Origin of the sequence: Dyadobacter jiangsuensis (assembly GCF_003014695.1) — a bacterium.
Taxonomy (GTDB): domain Bacteria; phylum Bacteroidota; class Bacteroidia; order Cytophagales; family Spirosomataceae; genus Dyadobacter; species Dyadobacter jiangsuensis.
Genome location: NZ_PYAS01000021.1, coordinates 51817 through 67989, shown reverse-complemented (window position 1 = coordinate 67989; position 16173 = coordinate 51817). Strand labels below are relative to the sequence as shown.

Genomic DNA, 16173 nt, shown 5'->3' with positions numbered 1-16173 from the left:
TGCATTCACAAGGTATTTTAACACCATACCCACTATGATAAAAGCGCTGATCATCGACGACGAGCCAAGAGCCCGCAATGTTTTGCACCAGCTTATCATCAGTTTTGTACCCGAAATCACAGAGGTACGGACTGCCGCATCCGTGGAAGAAGCCAGGGGCGTACTGGAATTTTATCAGCCCGATCTGGTTTTCCTCGACGTGGAAATGCCCCATCAAAACGGGTTCGACTTTTTACAGCTCCCCAACAATCCCGATTTCGACGTGATCTTCATTACAGCCCACAACCAGTACGCCATTCAGGCGATCCGGTTCAGTGCACTGGACTATCTGTTGAAACCCATTAGTCCGGAAGACCTGAAAGAGGCGGTAAAACGGCACAACACGAAGAACGAGAGTTCGCGGCAGCGTAAAATGCTGTTTGAAAACCTGGCCGCCAACATCGACAAACGGGATGTGAAGGATTTCCGGCTGGCAGTACCTTCGAGCGAGGGTGTTTTTTTCTTTCTGGTGCATGAAATCCTTCGCCTGGAAGCCGACCGCAACTACACGATCATTCATCTGATCAACAAGCGGCCATTTATCGCGAGCAAAACGCTGAAACATTTCGAAGATATGCTCGCCAAGTTCCGTTTCATCCGGACGCATAAATCCCACCTGGTCAACCTCGACCACATTATCCGGATCAGCAATAATAATGAATTCATCATCCTCTCCGACGGTTCGCGCATCGAGGTATCGCGCAGGAAAAAGGACGAAGTCCAGCGGCAGCTGAATATCTGAAATCCAACCTTTGCAAAACAATGTATCGGAATATTTATGGGGCAAAGAAGCATTTCCCCGTAAAAAAATATAATTCCTTTGCATTGTTTTGTTTTACTTTACAGCCGTTCCTGCATCTATTAATTTTTAACCTTTATGACCGATCGTAAGACGCGGCTGGCTGTCATCCTCATCACGTCACTGTTTTTTCTCTGGGGCTTTGCCCTTAATCTCAACCCGATCCTGATCCCGCATTTAAAGAAAGCCTGTCAGCTCAGCGACTTCCAATCGGCGCTGATCGACTCCGCTTCTTACATTGCCTACTTCCTGATCGCATTGCCTGCCGGGCTTTTCATGAAAAAGTATGGATACAAAGCGGGCATCGCCTTTGGCTTGCTGCTTTTTGCCACCGGCTCATTTCTCTTTTATCCCGCATCTGAAATGCGGCATTTCGGGTTCTTCCTGTTTGCATTATTTGTAATCGCCAGCGGGCTAACCATGCTCGAAACAGCGGCCAATCCTTACATTACAGTACTCGGCGACCCCGAATCCGCTACGCAACGACTCAATTTTGCACAGTCATTCAACGGCCTGGCGGCATTTCTGGCCCCGTTAATGGGTGGAAAGTTCATTCTTTCGGGTAAAACACTCAGCGAAGCCGAGCATCAGGCGATGTCCCCCGACCAGCTGAATGCTTACCTGAACGAGGAAGCCTCATCGGTACAGATTCCGTTTATATTGATTGGTCTGGTAGTACTGTTCGTGGCGGTGATGATCTGGCGGACTTCCCTGCCGGAAATCAAGGAGGAAGAAGAAGTGGCAGATCAAAAGCCGAGCGGCTCGATCTGGGGCGAAAAAAACCTGATCCTGGGTACCACAGCACAATTCTTTTACGTAGGTGCGCAGGTGTGTATCAGCAGCTTCTTTATCCGTTTTGCCGACCATGTGGCCGGTATTGATGAAAAAACGGCTGCTTACCTCCTTTCCGGCGCGCTGCTGGCATTTATGATCGGCAGGTTTATTGGTACCTATCTGATGCGCTTTGTAGCACCACCACGTTTGCTGGCCATTTACAGTGTTGCCAATATCGTATTGCTCATTATCGCAGTGCTTACCGACGGTATGTTCTCCGTTTACGCATTGGTAGGCGTAGAATTCTTCATGTCGATCATGTTCCCGACGATCTTCGCATTGAGTATCCGCGGATTGGGCGAAAAAACCAAAATCGGTTCATCGCTCGTGATCATGTCGATCGTAGGCGGTGCGTTTTTCCCGGTCATTATGGGGCAGGTATCGGATATTTCGTCCATTCAAACAGCTTACATAGTCCCTGCGGTGTGTTTCCTCGTAGTGCTATACTTCGCGATCCGTAACAGCTCCGTGAAAAGTGTGACGCTGAGCACGTCGCATTAACAGATAAGCTATTCATTTATAAGTTTTTATATTAATCATAATGGATTTAAAACTTCAAAATAAGGTGGTCATCGTGACCGGTGGTGCAAAAGGTATCGGCGAAGGCATAGTACAAGTGCTGGCATCCGAACGAGCAATTCCCGTGATCGTCGGCAGAAATGCGGACGACAACCAGAAGGTGGTCGACGCACTGGCTGCACAAGGTAAAGAGTCCTTTCAGGTTGCTGCCGAACTTACGCAACCCGAAGCATCCGAAAATGCAGTAAAAGCAGTTTTGGACAAATACGGCCGGATCGACGGCCTGGTGAACAATGCCGGAGTAAATGACGGCGTAGGGCTTGAAAACGGCACATATGACGGCTTTATCGCCTCTTTGCACAAAAACGTGGTGCATTACTACCTGATGGCACATTATGCGTTGCCTGCGCTGAAAGCGTCCAAAGGCTCTATCGTGAATATCAGCTCCAAAACCGCGGACACCGGCCAGGGCGGAACCTCGGCATATGCCGCTTCCAACGGAGGTCGCAACGCGCTGACCCGCGAATGGGCGGTAGAACTGCTTAAATACGGCATCCGCGTGAACTCGGTGATCGTGGCCGAATGCTGGACGCCGCTGTACGAAAAATGGATCGAGACCCTGCCCAATCCGCAGGAAAAACTGGCGGCCATTACAGCCAATATCCCCTTGGAAAACCGCATGACAACCGCCGAGGAAATCGCTAATATGACCGTATTCCTGCTTTCGGAAAGATCCAGCCACACGACCGGACAGCTCATTTATGTCGACGGCGGCTACGTCCACCTCGATCGCGCACTGGCCAATTCCTGATACCGATCCATGGAAATACTCGTTTGTACCACGCCCGGCTCGTTCTCCTATGAACAAGCCGAGGCGCCGGTAGCCACACCGGGGCACACCCTGTTGAAAATCAAAAGAATAGGCATCTGCGGAACCGATTTACACGCCTACGAGGGAACGCAGCCTTTCTTCCACTATCCAAGAATATTGGGCCATGAACTGGCCGGAGAAATCGTAGAAACCGATGCGCCGGGTTTTGTGACAGGTGAGGCGGTTACGTTCGTGCCGTATTTCAACTGCGGCAAATGCGTTGCATGCCGAAATGGTAAGCCCAACTGCTGCACCACTCTGAAAGTGTCGGGCGTCCACATTGATGGCGGAATGGTGGAATACCTCTCCGTGCCCTCCTATTCGCTCGTGCACGGCGACGGTCTGAGCTTCGATGAGCTCGCGCTCGTGGAGCCACTCGCGATAGGCGCGCATGGCGTGCGCCGCGCGGACGTACGCAAGGACGAGTTTGTACTCGTAGTGGGTGCGGGGCCTATTGGTTTGGGAACGATGGAGTTTGCCCGCATTGCCGGCGGAAAGGTGATTGCCCTCGATATCAACGATCAGCGCCTCGCATTCTGCCGCGACCGCATCGGCGTAGAGCACACCATTAATGGCCTGACCGAAAACGTAATCGAACGCCTTGCCGAGATTACAAATGGCGATATGCCGACCGTCGTCATCGACGCAACCGGTAATTTACGCGCCATTAACACTGCTTTTGCCTACCTGGCTCATAGCGGCAAATACGTGCTGGTAGGTCTTCAAAAAGGCGAAATTGCATTCAGCCACCCCGAGTTTCACAAGCGCGAGGCTACATTAATGAGCAGCCGCAACGCAACCCGCGCCGATTTCGAGCATGTGATCCATAGCATGAAAAACGGTTTGGTCGATCCGAAAACATACATCACCCACCGCGTTGCGTTCGGGCAGGTGAAGGATGAATTCGAAAGCTGGCTCGACCCGGCGAATGGGGTGATTAAGGCGATGGTTGAGCTGGAATAGGCACGTTGTTGTCATGTGTAGTTGCGTCGTCAGGCATTGTCAGATTTGAGCGGCGGTCGGCGGTCGGCGGTCGGCGGTCGGCGGTCGGCGGTCAATAACTCAATTTGTCTTCTTATAATTCAAAACCGCCCATCCATTCAGCACTGCCGCCATGCATGCCACTACCCCGACGTGCGGCAGCACATCGATGAAACTACTGCCTTTGAGAATAACCATCCGCATTACCTCGATCATGTAGCGCACGGGATTGACGCGCGTGATCAGCTTGGCCCATTCGGGCATGCTGTCGATCGACGTGAACAAGCCTCCCAGCAGTATGAACAACATCATGAAAAAGAACATGATGAACATGGCCTGCTGCTGGGTGTCGCAAAACGTCGATACCATCAAACCGAAGCCCAAAACGGCGAGCAAATACACTGAAATGAATGCATACAGCGTCAGCAAGCTTCCTACCGGCACGATTCCGTACACAAACCGCGCCACCAACAGGCCGATCGTGAAAACAATATTGGCCAGCACCCAGAACGGGATCAGTTTACCTAATATAAAAATGTGCTTCTTGATCGGCGTCACGTTGATCTGCTCAATCGTACCGATTTCCTTCTCCCGAACGATATTCAATGCGGACAAAAACCCGCCGACCATCGTGACCAGGATCGCCAGAATGCCCGGGACGATAAATACCTTGTAATTCAAAACCGGGTTGAACCAGTTCGAAGCCACCACCTCGATTACCGGGAACTGGCTGAACCGCGGCGGCGTAACGAGCTGCATCCGGATATCCGCATTGAAATCCCCGATAATGCTTCCCAAATAGGAACCGCCCAGGCTCGCCTTCGTACCGTTGATCGCATTCACCGCCACAAAAAGCTTCTCATGATCCTCCCGGATGAGATTTCTTTCGAAATCATGCGGAATTTCAAGGATCAGATCGGCCTTATCGGATTCGATCAGCCCGAATGCCTCTTTGAACGACGCATTGTAGCCTGTAAGCCGGAAGTAGCCGGATGCAACGATTTTAGCAATCAGCTTTTGAGAATAAGGAGATTTGTCGTGGTCGACCACGGATAAATTGATATTTCTAACCTCATAGTCGGCAGCAAGCGGCATCAATATCAGCTGTACCATCGGCATGAAGAAAATCATCGCCACGATCGATTTATCCCTGAAAATCTGCCTGAATTCTTTGCGTAATAAAAATCGTAATGTCCTCATTGCAAACGGATTTTAAAGCTCTTCAAACTCACCAGCAGCAGAAACACGGTCATACCGAACAAAATCAGCGTCTCCTTCCATAGCGCGCCCAGTCCTAATCCTTTGATCATGATCGACTTGACGATAATGTAAAACCATTTCGAAGGCACTATGTTGGAAATAACCTGCAACGGCAACGGCATATTCTCGATCGGGAACAGGAAACCGCTGAACATCATCGTCGGGAGCAGCATACCCATCAGCGAGATAAGCATAGCGATCTGCTGAGAGGAGGTTTTAATGGATATAAAAATACCCAGTGCCAGACAGGTAATGATAAACAACGTGCTTTCCGCGAAGAGCAGCGCTACGCTTCCTTTCACCGGCAAATCCAGCACAAAAACACTCAGTAACAGTATCGCAGTCACATTCACAAGCGATAGAGCCAGGTATGGAAACGCTTTGGCAAATATCACCAGTACCGGCTTAAATGGCGATACGAGCAGGATCTCCATAGTACCGGTTTCCTTTTCGCGAACAATGGAAATGGCAGTCATCATCACCGAAACGAGCAGCAACACCAACGCCATCACGCCCGGCACGAAACCGTGGGCTCCTTTGAGCTGCGGATTGTAGAGCATCCGTACCTCGGGCGTAATGCGGTAAGGGATTTCCAGGTTCTGATTGACCTGATTCTGGTAATCCATGATGATCGACGACAGGTAGTTCGTGACCATATTTGCTGTATTCACGTCGCTGGCATCAGTAATGATCTGAACCTGGGCCTTGTTGTGGTGGAGCAAATCCTCATTAAAGTTAGCAGGAAACACCACCACAGCTTTGATTTTCCCCTTCTGGAACGTCTTCAATATTTCCTTATGGCTTAGCGCAGCCTGCCGGATATTGAAATACCGGCTCGAACCAATCTTGGTGAGCAGCTCCTGTGAGGCATTATCTTTGGCATAATCCACCACCAGGATTTCAGAATCCTTCACCTCGTTGGTCAATGCAAAGCCGAAGATCAATATCTGCGCGATGGGCATTCCAAACAGGATCAGCAGTGTGCGGCGGTCGCGGAGCACATGGTAAAATTCCTTTCTGACAAATGCGAGAAACTGTTTCATGGCTAATCCCCTCTTTTTGCGCCGCGCGCGAGCTGGTAAAACACCTCGTCCATCGACCGCGCGTGAAAGCTGTGTTTCAGGTTTGTCGGCGTGTCCAGGACTTCCATTTTGCCGTCCACCATAATGGATATACGATTGCAATACTCGGCCTCGTCCATGTAATGCGTGGTCACGAAAACGGTAATGCCGCTGTCGGCAGCTTCGTAAATCATGTCCCAGAACTGTCGTCGCGTCACGGGGTCCACACCGCCGGTAGGTTCGTCGAGAAACACAATTTTGGGCTCATGCAGCACAGCAACCGAGAAAGACAGTTTCTGTTTCCATCCCAGCGGGAGCGATCCCACCAGCTTATTGGCTTCGCCTTTCAATCCAAGCCTTTGAAGCAATTCTTCGGTTTTGGATTTGATCCGTTCGTCGGAAAGACCGTAAATCCCCCCGAAAAACTCGATATTTTCCAGCACCGTCAGGTTTTCGTAAAGTGAAAACTTCTGACTCATATACCCGATATTCTTCTTGATCTGCTCGGTTTGGGTGTATACATCATAGCCCGCGATGGTCGCCTTGCCCGAGCTGGGAGCCGAAAGGCCGCACAGCATACGCATGGCAGTGGTTTTACCCGCCCCATTTGCACCCAGGAAGCCAAAAATCTCCCCTCTATGAACATCGAATGTAATTTCGTTGGTGGCTATAAAGTCCCCGAACCGCTTCGTAAGCTTGTCGCAGACTATCACTTTATCGTCCTGCATCATGGCGGTTTTAATGTAATAATTTGATAAATGAATCTTCGATCGTTACCTCGGCCTCCTTCACTTCCACGCCTGTAAGCCCGCGCTCACGCAGGTACGCCTGCAATGCGTCCGTGCTGGCATGCGCGTCGCGCAGCGTTGCATGTGCGTACTCGCCGAAAGCGTAGCTATTCAGAATCTCCGGATATCCTTCAAGGGCTTTGAGCAACTGATACATTTCATTGGCTTTAATCGCCAGCAGTCGGTCGGGATAGGCACTTACGATGTTCTGTGGCGTATCGATGGACAATATTTTGCCGCCCTGGATTAATGCAATGCGGTCGCAAAGCGAAGCCTCATCCATATACGGCGTCGAAACGAGGATGGTAATGTTTTGCGCTTTCAGCCTTCTGAGCATTTCCCAAAACTCCTTCCGTGAAACCGGATCGACACCCGTGGTAGGTTCATCCAGAAACAAGGTCGTGGGCTTGTGAATCAGTGCGCAGCACAATGCGAGCTTCTGCTTCATTCCACCGGACAGCTTTCCTGCCCGCCGGGTTTTGAATGGCTCGATCTGCACGTAGATATCTTTGATCAAATGGTAGTTTTCCTCGATCGTGGTACCGAAAACGGTGGCGAAGAATTGCAGGTTTTCTTCAATCGTGAGATCCTGGTAAAGCGAAAACTTACCGGGCATATACCCTACCGAACTGCGTATTTGCCTGAAATCCTTCACAATATCATGCCCGTCGACACTCGCCGCGCCGCCGTCCGGCAACAACAGCGTGGTCAGTATTCGGAAAATGCTCGTTTTACCGGCACCATCGGGACCTATCAGCCCGAAAAGCTCACCCTGGTCTACGGAAAAAGACACGTCGTCCACCGCAACAGCCTTTTCCTTTCCGTAGGTTTTCGTGAGATTTTTGACAACAACAGCTTCCATTATTTCAACGCTACTTCACCGTACATGCCTATTTTCAGATATCCGTCATTCTTCACCCGGATCTTCACTGCGTAAACCAGGTTTGCACGCTCATCCTTCGTCTGAATGGTCTTTGGGGTAAATTCCGCCTTGTTACTAATCCATTCGATCGTTCCCGGCAACTGGCGATACTGGCCGCCAGCGCTGTCTACCAGCACTGTCACCTGCTGATTCAGCTTGATACCCGTCAGTTGGTCGCCCGTCACGTAGGCGCGCAGGATAATTGTGGAAAGGTCAGCGATTTTGTACAGAGGCTTTCCCGCCGCCGCAACCTCATTGGCCTCCGCATATTTCGTCAGCACTGTACCATTCACTTCGTTGACAATCTTCGTTTTGGCAAGCTGGTCGTTAATCTGCTCGATTTGGACAACTAATGGCTGCACGTCCGCCCGCAAGCCGGAAGTCTGCGTTTTCAAAACAGAAGTCTGCGCGGCATCCTGTTTACGGATTACATCCAGTTGCTTTTGCAATTCTTCCACCTGTGCATTAATGTCGTCGAGCTGCTTCGGCGTCGCCGCATCGGCTTTCAGCAGGTTTTGAATGCGTTTCTGTTCGTGGAGCAGGTTATCGAGCCGTACCTGCGAAACGGCGATCTGCTGTTTGTAAACGTTGGTCTGCGCCACAATATCAGGCAGGCGGCTTCCGGTAGCCCTGATCTGCGCTTCGAGCTGCTTTTTGCGCAGCGACAATTGCAGGCTGTCGATATAACCCACCACTTGCCCGGCCTTCAGCTGCTGGCCCTCTTCCAGGTCTAGTGCCATAATGCGGCCTGTCGCCTCAGCGGAAACGATCGTTTCCACGGCCTCGAATGTCCCGGAAGCGTCATAAGGGTTCTCTTTTCCATTGCAGGCCGCCATCCCCGCAGCCAATATGATCAGATAAGAATATGTTTTCATGTGATTGTATTTAAATGCTTATTCAATAGGGGTTCCCAGCGTGTTATCGAGGCTGTACTGCGACATCAGCCGCTGAATGCCGTGCAGGATCTTGTTCAGCCTCGCCTGATCTTCGGCATTCACCTCACGCAGGAAGTCGTTGGTATTGATCACGCCGTTTTCGAGTTGGGCGGCGGCAGTGGTTTTGATGCTTTCTCGGAGGTTAATGATCTCGTCGTCAGTTGTGAGCAGCTTGCCAAAACGGTCGAGTTCGGCATTCTGCTGTTTGGCAGCCAGTTGCGTATTGAAGAGAAATGTCTCCTTTTGAAGCTGAATCGCATCCCGGTTGTTCCGGATCAGCTCCCGGTCGTGCTTCATGGTGTACAACCCCGACAGCGACCAGTTCAGCCGCAAACCGGTGATGTAATACGGATCGAAGCCATTGTTCAGAATGTTCAATGCAGGTCTGCCGTAACCTCCCTGGAAGAAGAAATTGAGTTTCGGGCGGTTACGGACGTCCAGCAATTGTGATTGCACATCCAGGCTTCGGTTTTGGGCTTCATACAGTTTGAGCTCCGGCCGGTTAATATCGCTTCCCGCCGCCAGATTGACTGGTTTTTCCAGCACCGCAGAGTCGCCCAGCGACTGCGCCGTGAGCATGCCCAGCATTTCCAGGTATGCTTTACGGCTCGCATTCAGGTCGATGGCACGCTGGTCGGCTTTCAGCAACTCCGCTTTCAGGGTATTCGCATTACTTTTGAACGCGGTACCGTTGTCGATGAGCGCCTGAACTTTCCGAATCCCCAGGTTAATATCCTTTTTCAACAGTTCATTCTGTTTCAACTGCTCGTCGAGCATTAGCACTCCGAAAAACAACTGGTTTACCCGCTCGTTGAGCTTGTACAATTCCACTTCCAGTTTCTGCGATTCCACCTGCGCGTTCGCCTCATGCGAGCGTACCTGCGTGCGGACGTTACCCCCGTCGTAAATCGTCTGGTTCACTTCACCGTAAACCTTGTATTGATCCTTGCTAATGTTCGGGAATTCGATACCGGGGATCGAGACGGGCAGTTTAAACTCGGTCACAACCGATTGGTACGTGGCCTGGCCCTGTACGGTAAGCTGCGGCAAATAGCCCTTTGCGGCATTGCTCACCGAGTACTCGCGCGTTTTTTCGATCAAGCCCTGCTGCCTGATCATCGGATAGTTCTTCCGGGCGAGCTGGTAGGCCTCCCGGATTGTCAGTGGCCTTTGCTGGGCCGTCAATTGTGCGGCCGTCAGCGCCATGACACCGGTTAGTAATGCTATTTTTAATCCATTAATCATTTTATTTATTCGATTTATTTAATCATTTGATTAATTTTTGGCTAAAAAAAGGGCGGTTAACCCTGATCCAATATCAGCTTCATCCATGCCGGAACGAGCTTTTTACGTTGCTCCATCAACTGCCGGTACATCTCTTCATTACCTACGATCGGTTGCAAAACCGGCTTCGCAACAAAGGGAAACAAATTCATTCCCAGCAAGTTCATCAAAAAATGAAACGGATTGAGGTCACTTCTGCGGGCCATAAGCTGTTTGACAAAAACCGATTCTGTGAGATGCTTGCGGGCCTGAAAACGGTTTGAAAGCTGATCCGGGTTGTTACGAATTTCACTCAGTACAAAAATCGGCAGATCGGGATTTTCGAGGAGCATATTAATATAGCTCTCCGTAATCTTTTCCAGTTTCTCCTCCAATGTCGTCGACTCATCATTGAGAACCGGGGTCAGTACGCCGAAAAGCTTATCGATCCGCTCAGCCATCACAATCTGGAAAAGCTTTTCCTTACTGCGGAAATAGTAGTTCAGCAGCGCCAGATTAATACCTGCCTCTTCCGCAATATCCCTCGTTCGCGCATTACCGTACCCCTTTTTGGTGAATACAATGCTCGCCGCCTCCTTGATCTTTTCTTCCGTGCTCAGGTCCAACTCTGCCTTTTTTGCTTTCGCCATCAGTCAATTTCCATTTGATGCACCAAAGGTAAAAGCGATTTTCGGTTTAACCAAAATATTTAATCAAATGATTAAATATTTTGGTTAATACTCTTTTATTAACTTTTACAAAAAAATCCTGAAACCCTTAAGTTGCTCTATGATCTGTAACTCTACCGCGCACTTATGACTTCATCATCCCTCAAAAAATGGCTTCCCGGAATACTCTTCCTGTCGGCCCAGGTGATCAACACACTGTATGAACTCACGCAGGACACCCGGACGATCTCCTGGGCACCGCATACCACGCAGGTCTTTTACCGGATCGACGCATTTCAGAATGGCGTTACCTGGGACCAGCACACCCTTGAGGCCCGTTATGGCCTGGCACAAACCCAGTGGGAAGCGCACGCACCCGGTAACCTCCGACGACTTGTTGCCTCGGTGGAAGCACACGCCCCCACCCATCCCGACAGCGTCGTAATCTCCTATCGCCGCAATGGAGCGCCTGAACAAACCTACCTGTGGAAAGCCAGCCGTTGAACCCTATGCGCCATCTTAATCCTTTCTATGTCAACGGAAAGGCCGTCGTTCCCGAGCTGGTGCTCGCAGTGCGGATGTTAGCAATCTATCTGCTTTTGACGGGCGAGTTTCCTTTCAATGGCAACCAGGGCGGGGGCAGGTTTTATCCGCTCATCGAACTGCTGGGCCAAATCGGTACCGACGCACAGTTCAACCTGGGCGTCAGGTTACTGTTTCTGAGCGGCATCGGCATGCTCCTGTTTTCGCGCTTTGTACGTCTTGGCTCACTGTTCGTCGGCGTGGCATTCGTAACCGGGCTGCTCTCCTGCCAGATATGCATTTCAGTAGCGCACCTTTTTACAGGTTGCGTGTTCCTGTGCACAGCGCTCAGCAATCGGGTCACAGGAACGGACCTGATCCGTTTTCAGCTGGCGGTACTCTATCTCGGCGCCGACTTGAACAAAGTTTTCGATCCGGACTGGTGGGACGGTGCGAGCATGGAAACACTTTTGGTGACCAAACATCAGATAACCTCCTACATGAAAGCGGCCAGCGTGTTTCCAAAAGGCCTTTTGTCTCAAATGATGGGCATAGGGGTTATTGTGTTACAAATCAGTATTGCTATCCTCTTGCTCCGCCGCGCGTCGGTCATTTACGCAATGTTCCTGGCGCTGCTTTTGCATTTGCCGATGGTATTGTTAATGCAAATGACATTCGGGCCGTTTCTTTTCGCGCTTGTTACTGCTTATGGTTCGCTGCTCACATGGCCGCGACGCCTGGTTTGCGATAGCCGTTTGCACAGTAGCGTGCTTGTGAAATGGCTGATACGGCTGGGCTCTAATGAGCAAATGAGCCCTTGCACAGGCAACACAAGGGAATCGCCGATTCGCTGGCTGAGGACCGGGGTGCACTACATGGCACACCCTGCTATGTTGCTGTCCATGACCGTCCTCACCGCCGCTATGGTACGTTACGGCAAACTAATCCCGCTGACATTGCTCGTCGTCGCGGCATACTGGCTCTACGCCTGGCCGCAGCGGAAGCGTGCAATACAGGCGCCCTTGCCTGCGGGCCTGTGAGCACGCTTGTCATTTTTAGTTTGAACTTCTGTTTGAAAACATCTTGAAATATTAATTACCCTCGTAATTTTGTGATTGCTTTGACCTGAACTATATATTCAAAGCATTGGAATAGGAACAACTTTCATGAAGAAAATCCGTAATTTTTGCATTATTGCCCATATTGACCACGGGAAAAGTACCCTGGCGGACCGTCTGCTGGAATTTACCAAAACTGTATCGCAGCGCGAAATGCAGGCGCAATTGCTCGACAATATGGATCTGGAACGCGAACGCGGCATCACCATCAAGAGCCACGCGATCCAGATGAACTATGTTTATAAAGGAGAAGAATATATACTTAACCTGATCGACACCCCGGGCCACGTGGACTTTTCCTACGAAGTTTCCCGCTCGATCGCTGCTTGCGAAGGCGCGTTGCTGCTCGTAGATGCCTCACAAGGTACCGAAGCTCAGACGATCTCCAACCTCTACCTGGCGATCAACCATGACCTGGTGATTATCCCCGTTTTGAACAAGATCGACCTTCCCGGTGCAATGCCCGAGGAGATCAAGGATGAAATGGTGGATCTGCTGGGTTGCGAACGTTCCGACATTATCCCTGCCAGCGGTAAGGAAGGTATCGGCATCGAGGACATTCTGAATGCCATTGTAGAACGCATCCCAGCGCCTGTCGGCGATCCGGAAGGCCCGCTGCAAGCATTGATCTTCGACTCGGTTTTCAACTCTTACCGTGGTATCGAGGTAATCTTCCGTGTGAAAAACGGCAGCATTAAGAAGGGTGATAAAGTGAAGTTCATGGCGACCGGCAAGGAATATATTGCCGACGAAATCGGGACGCTCGGTTTGCAGCAAATACCCAAGCAAGTTGTGGAATGCGGCGACGTAGGTTACCTAATTTCAGGTATCAAAGTGGCCAAAGAGGTGAAGGTGGGTGACACTTTCACGCACATAGACCGTCCTGCCAGTGAAGCGATCGTAGGATTCTCCGAGGTGAAACCGATGGTTTTCGCCGGTATTTACCCGGTTGACACCAGCGAGTTCGAAGAGCTTCGCGAGGCCATGGAAAAGTTGCAGCTGAACGACGCAGCCCTGGTTTGGGAACCGGAAACATCGGCGGCGCTTGGCTTCGGTTTCCGTTGCGGCTTCCTGGGAATGCTGCACATGGAGATCGTTCAGGAACGCCTGGAACGCGAGTTCGACATGACCGTGATCACGACGGTGCCATCGGTACAGTTCCGGGTTCTGACCACGAAGGATAAGCTACTCAATATCAGCGCTCCGTCAGAAATGCCTGAGCCTAACCATATTAAATACATCGAGGAGCCTTACATCAACGCGCAGATCATCACAAAATCGGACTACATCGGCCCGATCCTGAACCTGTGTATGGACAAGCGGGGTATCCTTAAAAACCAGATTTACCTCACGGCCGAGCGTGTGGAGCTGCAATTCCTCATCCCGCTGGCCGAGGTGGTTTTTGATTTCTTCGATAAATTGAAAACAATCTCCCGCGGCTACGCCTCACTCGACTATGAGCTGGCAGGTTACCAGGAGTCGGACATGGTGAAACTCGACGTGATGTTGAACGGCGAGGCGGTGGATGCATTGTCGGCCATTGTACACCGTTCGAAATCTTACGAATGGGGCAAGAAGCTTTGCGAAAAGCTGCGTGAACTGATCCCGCGCCAAATGTTCGAAATCGCGATTCAGGCAGCCATCGGACAGAAGATCATCGCCCGCGAAACCGTGAAAGCCATGCGGAAGGACGTTTTGGCTAAATGTTACGGTGGTGATATTTCCCGTAAGCGCAAGCTCCTCGAAAAACAGAAGAAAGGTAAGAAGCGGATGCGCCAGGTGGGCAGTGTAGAAATTCCGCAGGAAGCATTTATGGCTGTTTTGAAGATCAACTAGTATTTCCTCAATTATGAAAGCAAAATACCAGCAATACTACCTCAGAGGGTTGTTGCTGGTATTTTTGCTTTATCATGCGCCCACGATTTTCCTGGGCCCCGGAGCATTCTTCAATGCTTTCGACTCGCTCGACTCGTTTGTGGTTTGGTACCGCCTCGCCACGCAGAGCGCCTACGCATGGGCGCCCCCATATGCGATCATCGAGCCTTTTATGAATGGTGTGCCAAAATTCACGCTGGTCAGTACCTATAATGTGTATTACTGGCTGAATCTTCTGCTGCCGACTTTTACCGCATTTCAATTCTACAATGTCTTCATCAGCGGTGTCGCGCTGATCGGCATGTGGCTGCTGTGCAGACGACATTTGAAGGTTAATGAGCCAGCCTCGGCATTTCTGGCTTTATCCTTTGCATTTACGCCTTTCCTGCCAACATGGGGGCTGAGCATTGCAGGCCAACCGCTGCTGCTGTTTGTCATCCTGAATATCCGCAAAGAAAGACCAGCCATCTGGAACTGGCTGATCCTGGCCGCATTTCCATTTACCTCCAATTTCCAGTCTGCCGGGGTATTCATCCTGTTCGCATTCGGGGTATTGATTGGCTATGATATTGTTCAGAAACATCCGGTTAAACGGCTATTTCTGGCATTTGCTATCCTTTTGGCAGTATATCTGGTCACGAAGATCGACCTGATCCAGAATCTGCTCGGAGGCGAAGGATTTGTTTCCCACCGGATGGAGATGCGGCGGTTTCCGGTGTCATTGGGCATTTGCATGAAAATATTTGCCCGGTACTTCCTGCTGGGCAATGTGGATGTGGCATTGTCGCTGCACACATTCGTGCTCCTACCGTTTGTGTGCCTGGTTTATGTGGTGCATGTCGTTCGGAAGAGAGAACTGCCGCTGAACCTCACGATCACGCTGGGCATTATTACGCTGATCTGCTTTTACATTGCCATTCTGAACTGGGAACCGCTGGTGGAGCTTCGCAACAGCTCTGACCTGCTGCGGATGTTCAGCCTCGAAAGGTTTCATATATTCCTGCAATTGCTCTGGCACATTGCCGCCGCGCAGGCATTGCTATTGGTTGTTCCCAGGTACCAGGGCCGCATTCTGATCGTGGTAGCGGCCATGCAGCTTGCGGTTTGTTTCGCCTATCAGCCGACCTATTACGAGCGTTTTGTCAAAAAATTCATTTCCATCGTCCCCTATCATTATATCTTCACTTACGAAGACTATTATGCCGAAAGGATGTTTGAAAATATCAAAACGGCGATCGGCAGACCGGTGCAGACCTACCGCGTGGCCAGCATCGGCATCCCGCCGGCAGTAGCCCAATACAATGGGATGTGGACGATCGACGGATATTCGAGCAATTATCCCCTTCCCTACAAACACCAGTTCCGGGACATCATCGCCGACGAGCTCGAAAAGAACGGTAACAATCGGGGTTTCTTCGATTTCTGGGGCAGTCAGAGCATCGTGGTTTACGATCAGGGGCTGCCCTATTTTGAAACCCATATGACGCGCGGCATGGCCCCTTCCGAGCGCCCGGTCACGCTCTCGCATGAGGCGCTGCGAAAGCTGGGATGCAACTACATTTTGTCCGCGGAAAACATCAGCGATCCCGAAAAGTCGGGTTTGCGCAAACTGGCGATATTCCGTTCGGCGATTTGGCATGTGAGTCTTTATGAAGTCATTAACACTCAGTGACGTATATGTAACCGAAAATTATTTATCACCGGTTAAAAAGTCATAG

Annotated in this window: 15 protein-coding genes; 8 read left to right on the top strand and 7 right to left on the bottom strand. The window is 50.7% G+C overall.

Features of this window, described 5'->3' with window-relative positions; translation table 11 throughout:
- The first annotated feature begins 34 nt into the window (after positions 1 to 34).
- From CLV60_RS30765 to CLV60_RS30750, 4 genes are all read left to right on the top strand, one after another.
- Entirely contained in the window at positions 35 to 781 is a 747-nt protein-coding gene (locus CLV60_RS30765; RefSeq protein WP_106599246.1) for a LytR/AlgR family response regulator transcription factor, read from the top strand.
- Between the two features lie 135 nt (positions 782 to 916).
- Positions 917 to 2173 (top strand): L-fucose:H+ symporter permease, encoded by a 1257-nt coding sequence (gene fucP, locus CLV60_RS30760; RefSeq protein ID WP_106599245.1) that lies wholly within the window; start codon positions 917 to 919, stop codon positions 2171 to 2173.
- A 40-nt stretch (positions 2174 to 2213) separates the two neighbouring features.
- Positions 2214 to 3002: an SDR family oxidoreductase gene (locus CLV60_RS30755; RefSeq protein ID WP_106599244.1), complete on the top strand. Its 789-nt coding sequence runs from the start codon at positions 2214 to 2216 to the stop codon at positions 3000 to 3002.
- Positions 3003 to 3011: 9 nt separating this feature from the next.
- Positions 3012 to 4025, top strand: coding sequence for a zinc-binding alcohol dehydrogenase family protein (locus tag CLV60_RS30750; protein WP_106599243.1), 1014 nt, complete (start codon positions 3012 to 3014; stop codon positions 4023 to 4025).
- 99 nt (positions 4026 to 4124) lie between these two features.
- Here the strand turns inward: CLV60_RS30750 and CLV60_RS30745 are convergent, their stop codons facing one another.
- The 7 genes from CLV60_RS30745 to CLV60_RS30715 are packed head-to-tail and all read right to left on the bottom strand — an operon-like array spanning position 4125 to position 10922.
- Positions 4125 to 5243, bottom strand: a complete 1119-nt coding sequence (locus tag CLV60_RS30745) for an ABC transporter permease (RefSeq protein ID WP_106599242.1) — start codon at positions 5241 to 5243, stop codon at positions 4125 to 4127.
- Positions 5240 to 6346 (bottom strand): ABC transporter permease, encoded by a 1107-nt coding sequence (locus tag CLV60_RS30740; protein WP_106599241.1) that lies wholly within the window; start codon positions 6344 to 6346, stop codon positions 5240 to 5242. The genes CLV60_RS30745 and CLV60_RS30740 overlap by 4 nt, the downstream gene beginning before the upstream one ends.
- 2 nt (positions 6347 to 6348) lie before the next feature.
- On the bottom strand, positions 6349 to 7095 hold the full coding sequence (locus CLV60_RS30735) for an ABC transporter ATP-binding protein (protein ID WP_106599240.1): 747 nt from the start codon (positions 7093 to 7095) through the stop codon (positions 6349 to 6351).
- A gap of 7 nt (positions 7096 to 7102) precedes the next feature.
- Positions 7103 to 8014 carry an ABC transporter ATP-binding protein gene (locus tag CLV60_RS30730; RefSeq protein WP_106599239.1) on the bottom strand — a complete coding sequence of 304 codons (912 nt, stop codon included), beginning with the start codon at positions 8012 to 8014 and terminating at the stop codon, positions 7103 to 7105.
- Positions 8014 to 8949 (bottom strand): HlyD family secretion protein, encoded by a 936-nt coding sequence (locus tag CLV60_RS30725; protein ID WP_106599238.1) that lies wholly within the window; start codon positions 8947 to 8949, stop codon positions 8014 to 8016. The genes CLV60_RS30730 and CLV60_RS30725 overlap by 1 nt, the downstream gene beginning before the upstream one ends.
- A gap of 18 nt (positions 8950 to 8967) precedes the next feature.
- Positions 8968 to 10254: a TolC family protein gene (locus tag CLV60_RS30720; RefSeq protein WP_106599237.1), complete on the bottom strand. Its 1287-nt coding sequence runs from the start codon at positions 10252 to 10254 to the stop codon at positions 8968 to 8970.
- Positions 10255 to 10310: 56 nt separating this feature from the next.
- A complete protein-coding gene (locus CLV60_RS30715) occupies positions 10311 to 10922 on the bottom strand; it encodes a TetR/AcrR family transcriptional regulator (protein ID WP_106599236.1) in 612 nt (203 codons plus the stop codon).
- Positions 10923 to 11087: 165 nt separating this feature from the next.
- Between CLV60_RS30715 and CLV60_RS30710 the strand changes: the two genes are divergently transcribed.
- The 4 genes from CLV60_RS30710 (at position 11088) to CLV60_RS30695 (ending at position 16127) form a co-directional block, all read left to right on the top strand.
- Positions 11088 to 11444, top strand: coding sequence for a hypothetical protein (locus CLV60_RS30710; protein WP_106599235.1), 357 nt, complete (start codon positions 11088 to 11090; stop codon positions 11442 to 11444).
- Between the two features lie 5 nt (positions 11445 to 11449).
- On the top strand, positions 11450 to 12502 hold the full coding sequence (locus CLV60_RS30705; RefSeq protein WP_106599234.1) for an HTTM domain-containing protein: 1053 nt from the start codon (positions 11450 to 11452) through the stop codon (positions 12500 to 12502).
- Positions 12503 to 12628: 126 nt separating this feature from the next.
- Entirely contained in the window at positions 12629 to 14416 is a 1788-nt protein-coding gene (gene lepA, locus CLV60_RS30700; protein ID WP_106599233.1) for a translation elongation factor 4, read from the top strand.
- A 13-nt stretch (positions 14417 to 14429) separates the two neighbouring features.
- Positions 14430 to 16127: a DUF6044 family protein gene (locus CLV60_RS30695; protein ID WP_106599232.1), complete on the top strand. Its 1698-nt coding sequence runs from the start codon at positions 14430 to 14432 to the stop codon at positions 16125 to 16127.
- The last annotated feature ends 46 nt before the right edge of the window (positions 16128 to 16173 follow it).

Bases quoted from the DNA above. Each gene is read 5' to 3' on its own strand.
- CLV60_RS30765 (WP_106599246.1), top strand. From the start codon at position 35: ATGATAAAAGCGCTGATCATCGACGACGAGCCAAGAGCCCGCAATGTT.
- fucP (WP_106599245.1), top strand. From the start codon at position 917: ATGACCGATCGTAAGACGCGGCTGGCTGTCATCCTCATCACGTCACTG.
- CLV60_RS30755 (WP_106599244.1), top strand. From the start codon at position 2,214: ATGGATTTAAAACTTCAAAATAAGGTGGTCATCGTGACCGGTGGTGCA.
- CLV60_RS30750 (WP_106599243.1), top strand. From the start codon at position 3,012: ATGGAAATACTCGTTTGTACCACGCCCGGCTCGTTCTCCTATGAACAA.
- CLV60_RS30745 (WP_106599242.1), bottom strand. From the start codon at position 5,243: ATGAGGACATTACGATTTTTATTACGCAAAGAATTCAGGCAGATTTTC.
- CLV60_RS30740 (WP_106599241.1), bottom strand. From the start codon at position 6,346: ATGAAACAGTTTCTCGCATTTGTCAGAAAGGAATTTTACCATGTGCTC.
- CLV60_RS30735 (WP_106599240.1), bottom strand. From the start codon at position 7,095: ATGATGCAGGACGATAAAGTGATAGTCTGCGACAAGCTTACGAAGCGG.
- CLV60_RS30730 (WP_106599239.1), bottom strand. From the start codon at position 8,014: ATGGAAGCTGTTGTTGTCAAAAATCTCACGAAAACCTACGGAAAGGAA.
- CLV60_RS30725 (WP_106599238.1), bottom strand. From the start codon at position 8,949: ATGAAAACATATTCTTATCTGATCATATTGGCTGCGGGGATGGCGGCC.
- CLV60_RS30720 (WP_106599237.1), bottom strand. From the start codon at position 10,254: ATGATTAATGGATTAAAAATAGCATTACTAACCGGTGTCATGGCGCTG.
- CLV60_RS30715 (WP_106599236.1), bottom strand. From the start codon at position 10,922: ATGGCGAAAGCAAAAAAGGCAGAGTTGGACCTGAGCACGGAAGAAAAG.
- CLV60_RS30710 (WP_106599235.1), top strand. From the start codon at position 11,088: ATGACTTCATCATCCCTCAAAAAATGGCTTCCCGGAATACTCTTCCTG.
- CLV60_RS30705 (WP_106599234.1), top strand. From the start codon at position 11,450: ATGCGCCATCTTAATCCTTTCTATGTCAACGGAAAGGCCGTCGTTCCC.
- lepA (WP_106599233.1), top strand. From the start codon at position 12,629: ATGAAGAAAATCCGTAATTTTTGCATTATTGCCCATATTGACCACGGG.
- CLV60_RS30695 (WP_106599232.1), top strand. From the start codon at position 14,430: ATGAAAGCAAAATACCAGCAATACTACCTCAGAGGGTTGTTGCTGGTA.